Raw genomic sequence first — 11,622 nt, 5'->3', positions numbered from 1 at the left:
GGCGGCCAGGGGCGGATATTTTCCCAGCGTAGACCTGAGTGCGGAAATCGGTCGCGAGGAGCGTGAAACCCCGCTGATCGACCTCGGCAGCTATACCCGTGACGCTACCCGCTTCACGATCACCCAGATGTTGTTCGACGGCTTCGCCACCCGCGAGGACGTGCGCGCCCTTGGCTTCAACAAGCTGAGCCAGTATTACGAGCTGCAGCGGGCTTCCGAGGAAGTTGCCCTCGAAGCTGCCCAGGCCTATCTGGATACCGTGCGTTACCAGCAATTGGTCAAGTTCGCGGAGGAAAACTATGTGTTCCACCGCGAGGTGTACGACAAGATCGCCGAGCGCACCGGCGGCGGTGTGAGCCAGGGTGTGGACCTGGACCAGGCGACCGCCCGGGTCGCCCTGGCGGAGTCCAACCTGCTGACCGAAATGACCAACCTGCACGATGTCCAGGCCCGCTTCCAGCGCGTCGTCGGTGACCTGCCGGTGGAGAACCTGCAGATGCCGGCCATCCCCGCCGGCATGATCCCGGAGATGCGCTCGGCGGCGCTGAACCTGGCCTACGACAAAAGCCCGGAAATCAATGCCGCAATCGAGAACCTGCGCGCAAGCCAGGCTGAGCTCAATCGCACCAACGCGCCCTTCATGCCGCGGGTGGATTTGCGCTACCGGAACGAGGTCGAGCACGACACGGATGGCCTTGACGGTCGCTATGACGAGGAGGCCGTAGAGCTGGTGCTGAACTACAACCTGTTCCGGGGTGGCGCTGACAGCGCCCGCAAACGCGAGTTCTACAACCGCTACAACGCCGCCATGGAAGAGCGCAAGCAGGCGTGCCTCAATGTGCGGCAGACAACCATGATCGCCTTCAACGATATCCAGGCGCTGGAACAGCAGGTGGTTTTCCTGGATCGCAACCGCTTGTCCCAGGACAAGACACGGCGCGCCTACCAGGATCAGTTCGACATCGGCCAGCGCACCCTGCTTGACCTGCTGGACTCCCAGAACGAGTACTTCGACACCCAGCGCGCCTATGTCAACGCCGAAGCGGCCCTGCGCGCGGCCCAGACCCGCACTCTCGCCAGCATCGGTCTGCTGCGTGCGGCGCTGGACGTCGATGGCCTGAATGAAGACCAGATTGCCCAGTACAAGCTCGAGCTGTCCCGCGGTGGTGATACCGACGGCCAGGCGCTGTGCCCGTCGGAGGCGCCGCGCGCGGTCGAGGTGGACAAGGAAGCGTTGATGGCGCGCCTGTCCCGCAGCGGCTCCAACACCAACCGGTATCGCGATGTCGGCGAAAACCGCGTGGCGGTTTCGCTCAATGTCCAGTTCGCGGTCAACTCCTCAATGATCACCAGCGACTTTGACGAGGAGATCGGCAGGGCAGCGGCTTTCCTGAAGGACAACTCCAGGGTTGTGGCGATAGTCGAGGGCCATACCGATATTACCGGCACAGCTGAGTATAACCAGTGGCTGTCGGATCGCCGGGCCAACGCTGTGCGCAGGATGCTGATCGACAAGCACGGAGTGCGCGAGTCGCAGATCACCGCCGTGGGTTTTGGCCAGACCCGCCCGATTGCCGATAACAACACGGTCGATGGTCGCAGCCTTAACCGCCGGGTCGATCTGGTGCTGGACGGTAACGGGGCCTGATTCCCCAGCCAGTGTGAGTAACAAAAAAGCCCGGTTCTTTGCAGAGCCGGGCTTTTTTTCTTGCAGGATCCTCTCACCGCGGCGGCGAAAGGCCCGGACTCAGAACGAGTACTTGGCGCGCAGGCCCACCACTCGCCCCTCATCCACGAACTGGCTGTGTGTGCCCGCCAGTACCGGGGTGTCGAAGCTCTGCACGATCACTTCCTTGTCGAAGATATTGCGGCCGTAGGCCATGACCTCCCAGTTCTCGCCGCGCAGACCGGTGCGCAGGTTGACCTTGCTGTAGGAATCGATGCTGTCTACGGGATCGTTGTCGCCGCCGGGTTCAAAATCATCCCGGTAGTTGCCTTCCCCGGAGACGAACCATTCAAGGCCATTGGCCAGTGGATGGTCGTAGTCAAAGGTGAGCGAGCCCGTGTACTCCGGAGCATAGGTGGTCACCTCGCCGGAAAGGTCGTTGTTGGTGAAGCCGCCCGGTGTGCCACACAGTGGATCCAGGTCAAGCTGGACCGCTGTGCAGGGCGCATCCACGAAAGAATCATAGCTGGCATCAAGCCAGGCGCCGCTGACCCCGACTCTCAGCTTGTTCGTTACCTGCCACAGCATGTCGATTTCAAGGCCCTTGATCTCGGACTTGGCGGCATTGGTTACGCCGAAGCCCAGGCCTTTGAATATAGAGGTCTGCAGGTTGTCGTACTGGGTGTAGAACGCCGCCCAGTTCAGGGTCATGCTCCCGCCCCGCAGGGTGTGCTTGCCGCCGATTTCAAAGGCATCCACCTCTTCGTCTTCAAACTCGAAGTCATCGTTGGGATTGGTGGGGTCGTAGCAGGCTTCAATCGGCTGCCCGGGTGCGCAGGGGAAAGCCCCGGGTGTCAGGTCGCCCGGCTCACCGTCGTCAGCGTCGGTAAATCCGCCGCTCTTGAAGCCCTGGGAGAAACTGGCGTAGAGCATGCTGTTCTCGCTGGCGTCCCACTGTATGTTCACTGACGGCAGCCACTTGTCGGTGCTGCGTTTTTCCCTGAAGTCGTAGCTGTAGGCGTTGAAGCTGGTGGCCTGGATGAATCTCAGGAAATAATTGTCCGAGGGCGCTCCCATGCCCGTGATGCTGTCGCTGAGGAACTGCTCGGTATCCACTTCCTTGTTTTCCTCCGTGTAGCGCAGGCCTACTGTCAGTCTCAGGCTGTCGGAGAGGTTGAAGGTGCCCTGGCCGAACACGGCGACGGAGTCCGAGTCCTGCTCGTAGAGATGGTTGCGGCCAATCTGCTCGGCGTTGTACAGGCCGCCCGAAAGCACGGTGAACAGGCTGTTGATTCCCAGCAGGCCAGGCACCAGGCCGTCCATATTGGCATCCAGGGTTACCCGGCGATCAAATTTCAGATTGCTGTTTTCATAGTAGATACCTGCGACGTAGTCGAAGAACTCGCCGCCCGGAGAGGCAAAGCGGAACTCCTGGCTGAACTGCTCGAATTCCTGGTTGTCGTCGCGGTGGATGAACTGCAGCGGCAGCCAGTCGACATCGACACCGTCGATATACTGGTACTCAGACCAGCCGGTGATGGAGGTCAGCGTGCCGCCCGCGACCTCGTAGTCCACGTTCAGAACGAAGTTGTCGTAGTCCTCATCGCTGCCGTCAGGGTTGATGCCAATACCCAGGGTGTCGCCGCCGCTGTTGCCGTAGCCGTTGTCCTTGAACACCACAAATTCCTTGCGCCCGATTTCGGCGAAGTCAGGGAAATTGACGTCTGTCAGCAGGTAGGCGATGTTCGCGAAAGCAGAGCGGTTGGGGAACAATGCGTCGCGACCGGCGGGGTCCAGGTACAACTTGGTCGTCGAGGGCGATCCCGTGCGCTCGTAGTCGGTGTTGCTGTACTTGAAGGTGACGTCGAGATTATCGGTTGGCTGCCAGACGGTGGTCAGGCGCAAGCCGGTTTCGTCGATCTCGCCCTCGGAGCGGTTGAGGAATTCGTTGTCCATGTAGCCGTCAGACACCCGGTGCTTGAAACCCAGGCGGGCGGCAAAGGTGTCGGTCAACGAGCCCTGCACGAAGCCTTCGTAGGTCTGGCCATCGTTAGATTCCACGGCCGCGGCAATTTCGCCGCTGGGTCCTTCGCCGACATCGGGCGAGGCGCTAATGATGTTGATCGCACCGGCGACCGTGTTCTTGCCGAACAGTGTGCCCTGGGGACCGCGCAGGACCTCCACCCGCTCCAGGTCCATGAAGCCGGCGCGGTACTGGCGGCCGCGGCCCATGTAGACGCCGTCGATATACATGCCCACGGACTGTTCGAAACCCTGGTTATTGCCGGAGCCGACGCCGCGCATGTAGATATTGGTGTTGACCGACGCCGCGGCGATATACAGGTTGGGAACGTAATCGGAGAGCGCCTGCATATTGGGGATGCCGGCGCTTTGCAGCTTATCGCCCTGCATCGCGGAGACGGAGATTGGCACGTCCTGCAGGCTTTGTGCGCGTTTCTGCGCGGTGACAATCACTTCTTCCAGAAGTTGGCTGTGAGCCAGGGGGCTTGTTGCGAGTACCGCGATAGCGGCGACCAGCGGTGCCTTGCGAAAAAACATGGGCATGGGCAGTTCCTGTTGTCAGATATTATGATAATTATGTCTGCCCGCTGTTGAGGGCAGTGACGCACTGCAAATACTAGGGTATTTACCGGCACCCGCACAATACCGGGCGATGGGCCTGCTGAGGTGGTGGGGAGGGGTTGGGGACCGCGCTTATGGTTATCTGCGGTCTGCCGGAACTGGTTAGTCGCTGCTACTGATCAATTGGTGGCAAGCATCTTGTCCCGCTGGCGGAAGGTCTGCAGGGCGCTGTTCCAGGATTCGGCGGTCGTTTCGGCCAGGTAGACCACGCGATTGTGCATCAGCGGATGCAGGCCAGAGGAGCGGCATTCGAGGTAGGCTTCAGCGGAGGCGACATAGTTGCTGACCGCTTTCTGGGCTGTGTACATTTCCTCAAGGCTGGCACTCTGGGCGTTCGGGATGGCGGGGACTTCCTGCGGCATGGTTGCAGGGCAGCTGGCCCAGGTGTTGGCGGCCAGGACAAGAGCGGGAATTGCGAGCAGGGTTTTCATGGTGGTACCTCAAGATAGTGGTGGCTGTGGCATCGGTTGTTACCCGATGTGTTACTAATATCCACACAATGGGCGCTCTCTGCAACCCCGAAAGCGCTTTCGGTGAATATTTTTTTGCTATTTAAATCAGAAGGATAAGCTCACTCTTCGGGCGCCTGCACCATAATGTTACTGGATGTAACGGAAGTTTCCGTGAAAGCGCGGAAATGGTGCGCGCTGCACCTGCCAAAGTGTGCTTGCGTCCTGTCGGGGCCCCAACTTTGTGCAGGATTGGTTGGCCCGCATTACACTGGTGCGAGATGGTGGCGAAGCCCTCATTCCTTCGCCGCCCCTGGAATCCGGAGGTTGGATCATGTCCCAGCGTATGGAAAAGGACACCATGGGTGAGATCGCCGTGCCCGCGGCGGCCCTGTACGGCGCACAGACCCAGCGCGCCCTGGACAATATCGCCATAGCGCGAGAGCGGCGAATGCCCCCGCCGTTTCTTCGCGCACTGGCGCGGGTCAAAGCCGCCGCTGCCACCGCCAATGCCCGGGTGGGCGTGCTGGATGAGGCTGTTGCCGCGGCCATCGCCGCCTCGGCGCTGTCGGTGGCGGCCGGTGAGTACCTCGATGCTTTCCCGGTACCGGTATTCCAGACCGGTTCCGGTACCAGCAGCAATATGAACATGAACGAAGTGCTCGCCACGCTGGCCAGCCGCCGGAGCGGAGGGCCGGTGCACCCCAACGACCATGTCAATTGCAGCCAGAGCAGCAATGATGTGGTGCCGACGGCGATCCAGGTCGCCGCAGCGCTGGAGCTGGAATCCCTCTTGCTGCCCGCCATCAACACCCTGGAAAGCTCGTTGCTGCGGCGCGCGCCCGAGCTGGAGGCCGTGGTCAAGACCGGGCGCACGCACCTCATGGACGCGATGCCGGTCACCCTCGGCTTCGAGCTGCGAACCTGGGCGGCGCAGTTGCGGGAGTGCCGGCAGCGGCTGGCAGACTTGCGCCCCCGGCTGCAGGCACTGCCGATCGGCGGCTCCGCGGTGGGAACCGGAGTCAACGTGCCGCCGGACTATGTTGGCGTCCTGCTGGCGTCCCTGGCGGCGGAAACCGGGGTCCCTTTCACTGCCGCCGCGATGCCGTCCACGCGCATGGCGGCCCAGGATGTCAACGTCGAGTGCTCGGCCTGCTTGCGGGGCGTGGCGCTGGTGTTGATCAAGATGGCCAATGATCTGCGCTGGATGGGCTCCGGCCCGCTGGCGGGCCTGGGAGAAATCCGCCTGCAGGCGCTGCAGCCGGGCTCTTCGATCATGCCCGGCAAGGTGAACCCTGTGGTGCCGGAGGCGGTCCTGATGGCGGCGACGGAAATACTGGGCAACGACGCCACCATAGCGCTCGCGGCGCAGTCGGGCAGCTTCCAGCTCAACGTCATGTTGCCGCTGGTCGCCGACAAGTTACTCGGGGGGATTGCCTTGCTCGCGGACGCCTGTGCTGCCATGGCGGGCTGTGTCGGGGGCCTTGAGCCCTGCGTTGAACATGCGTCGGATACCGTTGCCCGCAATCCCATCCTGGCAACGGCGCTGAATCCCGTGATTGGCTATGACGCCGCCGCAGCGATTGCCAAGCGTGCCTTCCGGGAGGGGCGCACGGTGCTGGAGGTGGCGCTGGAGGAGACGGACCTGTCGCGGGAGCAGCTCACCAGGCTGCTGGATCCCCTGCCCCTCGCCCGGGGCGGGCGCGCCGATCCCTGACCGCCTGACCGCGTGACCGCCTGACCGTGCCGGTCCCCGCCCGCGCCGGGCGTGGGCGACAATGAGCGGATTCCCGCGGCAACTGATGATTTTCGCTCTGATCCGACGTACCTCCGGCGGCGGATTTGCGCGATGCTGTCGGCTCGTTAGCGTCCAGCGCTGATACGGGAGGACAGGGAATGTCTGCCACAGGTCGCCACATCGCCAGAATAGTCCTGCTGGGTTCGGCACTAGCCACCGGCCCCGTGCAGGCCCAGTTGCCCCTGACTATCGAAGAGTTGCTGATCGAGCGGCGCTCGCTAAAACTGCAAACTGCGTTCACCTACAGCAACAGCGATAGCCCCGGGGCCGCAGCTGCCGGCCTCGCTGCGGCTCCGTCGCCAGTTCGGCAGCAACAGCAGATGCGGGCGAGCGCGGTGAGCAGCCGGGTGCGCTACGGCTTGCGCCACAACCTGGAAATCAACGCCAGCGCCACACAGGCGCGGGTGGCGTGGCACGGCGCCGAGGGTTCCGGTGGTGACAAGCAGTATTCCCTGGCGCTGGGTGCGAACTGGCTGGTGTCCGCAGATGGTCGAACGCCGGCGCTGATGCTGACGGCCGCGGTGGACGTGCTGGAGACCAGCTGGCTGCAGCCCGGCGAGCGTTATCACGGCCGGACAGCGCGGCTGGGCGCACACATCTACCGTGCCATCGACCCCGTTGTGTTGTCGCTTGCGGTCAGCCACGAGTGGCGCCTGTCGCGGGACTTTGCCAGCGGCACGCTGGAGCCGGGCGATGTCCTGGCCCTGCGGCCGCAGGTCAATTTTGCCGTCAATCACCGGGTGACCCTTACCGGCGGGGTCTCCTGGCAGCGCCGCGCAGGGGATCGTTTTGACGGCGCGACCATCGCTGGCAGCAGGCACCAGACCGGCCTTGCCATGGGGTTGGGGTTGCTGGCCAGCGAGCGGTCAACGGTTTTTCTTGACAGTCATATAGCCACCAGCGGTGACAGTGGTGCCAGACTGACGCTGGAGTGGTTGTACCGGTTTTGAGGTGGGAGTGGTACAGGGCGCGCCAGTGCGGTGTGCCATTGGATGAAATCTTGTGTACAGGGAGAAGTACCATGGAAAAACTATCAGGAATCGCGGCGGGCCTTGCGCTTGCCACTCTGGTTTGCCAGCCGCTTGCGGCCGGCACGACCCCGGCAGCAACTGCAGATACTGTGTGGGTGAACAGTGCGTTTGGCGACGCCAGCGCGCTGGCTTCCGGCGCGCAAATGCTGACCGGCGCTGAGCTGGAGAGCGCCACCGGGCGGATTGCGCCTCTCTACCTCGCCTTGTCTATTGCGGGCGTTGATCTGGCTCTCATGGGGTTTTTCTGGGGCGTTTACGTACCCCATTACGGAGGTGGTGGCAGCTGTGCGGGGTGTAATGATGCGCAGATAAACTCGCACTAGTCGTTGCGGCACCCGCCCTGCGGCTGCGATTGATTGATCGGCCGCGGGGCACTGCCCCGATTTTTGTCTAGACTGGACAGGTGAAGACGGAAAGGAGGTCGCATGAAATACCCGCCACTGGAAAACAAGCTGAGGGACTACCGCTTCGAGCAGTTGCAAACGCGGTATATGCTGCGTTACTGGGGCCAGGGAATCGTCGTCCTGATCAGCGTGATGGCGTTGCTGGTGGCGCTGTTCCGGGACCAGGCGCTGTCGGCGGCATTTCTGGTGCTGTCGGCGGCGGGTTTTGCCTTGACCAGTCTGGTCGCTGGCTACCTGGGCCGCAGGCGAGCCCTGCGGGCGCTGCGCCGCGAACTGCCACCGGGAGAAAGCTATGAGCCGCCGCGGGAGCTGCTTTGACGCCGCGGGCGGCATCCTGCTGGGCGGCTGGTTACTGGCTGCCCTGGGCGGGTCCCTGTCGCCGGCAACAGCACCGGCGGCTGAGGGCGGATTTCGCAACTGGGTAACGCTGCGCGATGCCGGCGTGGTCCGGCAGCAGCGCGATTTTTCCTGTGGCGTGGCCGCGCTGGCCACCTACCTGTCACACTATCTGCGAACACCGGTGACCGAAACGGAGTTGCTGGCGCTGTTGGACCAGTTCGGTGATAGCTGGAATCTGCCCGTCAACTGGCGTCAGCAGGGTGTGTCCTACGCGATTCTGCTGCGCCTGGCCCGCCATCATGGATTGCAGGGCGCGGGCATGTCGGTAACCCCGGAGCTGCTGGGCTCACTCACCGTGCCGGCAATTGTGAGGCTGGAAGTTCACGGCGTGGCGCATTTCAGTGTGCTCAAGGGAATTGACCGGGCGGGCCGGGTCCAGCTTGCGGATCCCTCCTGGGGTAACCACCGCCTGGGCCGGGAAGCCTTCCTGTCCCTGTGGCTGGATCCGGAGTTTGGCGGAGCCAAAGGCACCCTGATGCTGTTCCGGCCGATGGCTGGAAGCTCCCTGCGGCCCGCTGCCGCCTACTTCGGGGTCGATGAACGCCAGCCTCTGTTGCGCCCCCCGGCCTGAGTCGTTGGCGCGCTCCGGCGGGGCCCGTGGCGTTGACAATCGCGCCCTGCTATCCAAACATGGCGCTGCTTCGCGCCTCAGTCGCCCCGCAGCAATGATTGGAGTCCCCCCGTGCCAAACAAGATAAACCGCGCAGTCCTGCTGGGCGCCGCCCTCGTCCTGGCACTAGCGAATGCTTGTGCGCAGGTCGCCGCCGCGCAGGTCGCCGCCGCGCAGGCCGCCGCCGCGCAGGCCGATGCGGATCAGCGTCTGCAGCGCCTTTACGAATCGGAATATGCCTGGCGACAGCATGAGCTGGGGCAGGTGCGCGATGGCAAGGGTGGCTGGCGCCCCGGCGCCCACCTGCCCAGCGTGGATGCCGCTACCCAGTCCCGGCGGCTCGCCCGCTGGGAGCGCAGTCTTGCAGAACTGGCGGCAATCCCCGCGGCCGGGTTGAGCCCGCAGGAGGCCATCAATGCCGCCGTGTTCAGGCAGATTGTGACTACCCTCGCCGATGAGGTCCGCTACCGGACGTACGAGGCGCCGCTCAACTCGGACACTTTTTTCTGGACCGGTCTGTACCCGCGGCTGGGCGGCTTCGAGAGCGAGGGTGCCTATCGCGACTATGTGGCGCGCCTGCGCGAGCTGCCCCGGTTCTTCGGCGAGCACCAGGCCAACATGCGGGCCGGCCTCGCGCGCGGCTACAGCGTGCCGCGGGTCAGCCTGACCGGGCGTGAGGACTCGATCGAGGCCTATCTGGTGGCGGGGGAGGGAAACCCGTTCTGGTCGCCGATGCAGTCCCTGCCGGGGGCGATCCCGCTGGCCCGGCAGGAGGAGTTGCGGGCAGAGCTGCGCGCCGTCATCAACGAAGCCGTGGTACCGGCCTACGCGGCGCTGCTGCAGTTCATGCGCGAGGAATACCTCCCCCGGACTCGCGAATCACTGGCAGCCCGCGACCTGCCGGATGGTGCGGCGTTCTACAGGGCCCAGATCCGCGCCTTTACCACGCTCGATCTCAGCGCAGAGGAGATCCATACCATCGGGCTGGCAGAGGTTGCGCGAATCCGCGCGGAGATGGAGGCGACCCGTGAGGCGGCGGGATTTGCCGGCCCCATGCCCGACTTCCTCGATTTCCTGCGCACGGATCCGCAGTTCTACGCCAGCACCCCGCGCGAGCTGCTGTCCTTCACGGCCTGGGTGGCCAAGCGGGTCGATGGCAAGCTGGCGGAAAATCTCGGTTTCCTGCCGCGGCGGCGCTTTACCATCCTGCCGGTGCCCGATGCGATCGCCCCCTTCTACACCGGCGGTCGCGGCGGGCTTGACAGCTGTCTGTTCAATACCTGGGACCTGCCGTCGAGGCCCCTGTATACCCTGACCGCGTTGACCTTGCACGAGTGCGCTCCGGGGCATTCACTGCAGGCGGCAATTGCCCGGGAGGCGCCGGGAGATATTCCCGAATTCAGAGCCAATAACTATTTCTCCGGCTACGGCGAGGGCTGGGGCCTGTACACGGAATGGCTGGGTATAGAAATGGGCGTCTACGATACGCCCTATGAGCATTTCGGCCGCCTGTCTTACGAGATGTGGCGAGCGGCCCGGCTGGTTATTGACACCGGCCTGCACCACTACGGCTGGACGCGGCAACAGGCCCAGGCGTACCTGCGGGACAACACGGCGCTGTCTGAGCACGAGTTGACCACGGAGATTGATCGCTATATTTCATGGCCGGGGCAGGCGCTGGCCTACAAGCTCGGGGAGATGTTGATCAGGCGCAAGCGGGCGGAGGCCGAGACGGCGCTGGGAGAGGACTTCGACAAGCGCTATTTTCACGACGTGATCCTGGGTCTGCGCTCAGTACCGTTGCCGGTTCTTGAGCAGCAACTGGAGCAATGGATTGCCGCCGGCGGTCCCAATCCCTACGCGCATCCGGGGTCGTAAAAAAATGGCGGCCGCAAGGCCGCCAAGGGGACGTCAGTCGTGTTCAGGCACCCGGCAGGATGACAGTATCGATGACGTGAATAACGCCGTTGCCGGCCTTGATGTCCGTGGTGATAACGTTGGCGCTATTGATCTGCACGCCGGTTTCCGAAGTCTTGACGCTGACGTCCGCGCCGTTGACCGTGGTGGCCGTGGTCAGCTTCACCACATCACTGGCGTACACTTTGCCGGCCACGACATGGTAGGTGAGGATGTCGACAAGCTGCTGCTTGTTGGCCGGGTCGAGCAGTGTATCCAGGGTGCCCGCGGGCAATTTGGCGAAGGCGGCGTTGGTCGGTGCAAATACGGTGAACGGGCCTTCGCCTGCCAGGACTTCTGCCAGGCCGGCGGCCTGGATGGCGGCGACGAGGGTGGAGAAGTCGTCGTTGCCGGCTGCTACCTCGACGATGTTGGGCCTGGTCATTTCGCCTTCGCTGTGATGGCCGGCGCTGGCGGCGCCCGCTCCAATGAGTCCGGCGCAGAGGGTAAGCAGCGCCAGAAAGCGTGTTGCAATATTCATGATGCGATCCTTTCGTGAGAGTGGATTCAGGGTGCATGGATAGATGCACACCCTGGTTACGTCAGCGATTCTGACGTGGACTGCCGCTGTCGCGGTTGTGCCCATCTGGGCCTGCAGTTGCCGGCCGCTGGCGGCACTGCGCGGCGGGGTAGAGGCGGGGTAAAGGCGGGGGGGGGTGCCCGGGG

10 protein-coding genes are annotated in these 11,622 nt (G+C 63.5%); 7 read left to right on the top strand and 3 right to left on the bottom strand.

All coding sequences use genetic code 11. The annotated features are described in order from the left end of the window. Positions 1-1,648, top strand: a 1,648-nt coding sequence (locus RJQ10_RS02200; protein WP_350143184.1) for a TolC family outer membrane protein, incomplete at its 5' end; no start/stop codon positions are given. 99 nt (positions 1,649-1,747) lie between these two features. Here the strand turns inward: RJQ10_RS02200 and RJQ10_RS02195 are convergent. Beyond that, positions 1,748-4,231, bottom strand: a complete 2,484-nt coding sequence (locus RJQ10_RS02195; protein ID WP_350143182.1) for a TonB-dependent receptor — start codon at positions 4,229-4,231, stop codon at positions 1,748-1,750. Between the two features lie 197 nt (positions 4,232-4,428). After that, entirely contained in the window at positions 4,429-4,740 is a 312-nt protein-coding gene (locus RJQ10_RS02190; protein ID WP_350143180.1) for a hypothetical protein, read from the bottom strand. A gap of 352 nt (positions 4,741-5,092) precedes the next feature. Between RJQ10_RS02190 and RJQ10_RS02185 the strand changes: the two genes are divergently transcribed. The 6 genes from RJQ10_RS02185 (at position 5,093) to RJQ10_RS02160 (ending at position 10,878) form a co-directional block, all read left to right on the top strand. Then, positions 5,093-6,475 carry a lyase family protein gene (locus RJQ10_RS02185; RefSeq protein WP_350143178.1) on the top strand — a complete coding sequence of 461 codons (1,383 nt, stop codon included), beginning with the start codon at positions 5,093-5,095 and terminating at the stop codon, positions 6,473-6,475. Between the two features lie 179 nt (positions 6,476-6,654). Continuing rightward, a complete protein-coding gene (locus RJQ10_RS02180) occupies positions 6,655-7,506 on the top strand; it encodes a hypothetical protein (protein WP_350143176.1) in 852 nt (283 codons plus the stop codon). A 71-nt stretch (positions 7,507-7,577) separates the two neighbouring features. Then, positions 7,578-7,910, top strand: coding sequence for a hypothetical protein (locus RJQ10_RS02175; protein ID WP_350143174.1), 333 nt, complete (start codon positions 7,578-7,580; stop codon positions 7,908-7,910). Positions 7,911-8,012: 102 nt separating this feature from the next. Continuing rightward, positions 8,013-8,309 (top strand): hypothetical protein, encoded by a 297-nt coding sequence (locus tag RJQ10_RS02170; protein ID WP_350143172.1) that lies wholly within the window; start codon positions 8,013-8,015, stop codon positions 8,307-8,309. Next, on the top strand, positions 8,284-8,961 hold the full coding sequence (locus tag RJQ10_RS02165) for a C39 family peptidase (RefSeq protein WP_350143170.1): 678 nt from the start codon (positions 8,284-8,286) through the stop codon (positions 8,959-8,961). Before RJQ10_RS02170 ends, RJQ10_RS02165 begins: the two co-directional genes overlap by 26 nt. A gap of 111 nt (positions 8,962-9,072) precedes the next feature. Next, a complete protein-coding gene (locus tag RJQ10_RS02160) occupies positions 9,073-10,878 on the top strand; it encodes a DUF885 domain-containing protein (RefSeq protein ID WP_350143168.1) in 1,806 nt (601 codons plus the stop codon). Between the two features lie 43 nt (positions 10,879-10,921). Here RJQ10_RS02160 and RJQ10_RS02155 read toward each other — a convergent pair whose 3' ends face one another. After that, complete coding sequence (locus RJQ10_RS02155; protein ID WP_350143166.1) at positions 10,922-11,437, bottom strand: fasciclin domain-containing protein; 516 nt, start codon at positions 11,435-11,437, stop codon at positions 10,922-10,924. Positions 11,438-11,622: the final 185 nt, after the last annotated feature.

The organism is Haliea sp. (genome assembly GCF_040222615.1).
In the GTDB taxonomy this organism is placed as follows: Bacteria; Pseudomonadota; Gammaproteobacteria; order Pseudomonadales; family Halieaceae; genus Haliea.
This window is presented reverse-complemented; position numbering and strand designations above follow the sequence as displayed.

Bases quoted from the DNA above. Each gene is read 5' to 3' on its own strand.
- RJQ10_RS02195 (WP_350143182.1), bottom strand. From the start codon at position 4,231: ATGCCCATGTTTTTTCGCAAGGCACCGCTGGTCGCCGCTATCGCGGTA.
- RJQ10_RS02190 (WP_350143180.1), bottom strand. From the start codon at position 4,740: ATGAAAACCCTGCTCGCAATTCCCGCTCTTGTCCTGGCCGCCAACACC.
- RJQ10_RS02185 (WP_350143178.1), top strand. From the start codon at position 5,093: ATGTCCCAGCGTATGGAAAAGGACACCATGGGTGAGATCGCCGTGCCC.
- RJQ10_RS02180 (WP_350143176.1), top strand. From the start codon at position 6,655: ATGTCTGCCACAGGTCGCCACATCGCCAGAATAGTCCTGCTGGGTTCG.
- RJQ10_RS02175 (WP_350143174.1), top strand. From the start codon at position 7,578: ATGGAAAAACTATCAGGAATCGCGGCGGGCCTTGCGCTTGCCACTCTG.
- RJQ10_RS02170 (WP_350143172.1), top strand. From the start codon at position 8,013: ATGAAATACCCGCCACTGGAAAACAAGCTGAGGGACTACCGCTTCGAG.
- RJQ10_RS02165 (WP_350143170.1), top strand. From the start codon at position 8,284: ATGAGCCGCCGCGGGAGCTGCTTTGACGCCGCGGGCGGCATCCTGCTG.
- RJQ10_RS02155 (WP_350143166.1), bottom strand. From the start codon at position 11,437: ATGAATATTGCAACACGCTTTCTGGCGCTGCTTACCCTCTGCGCCGGA.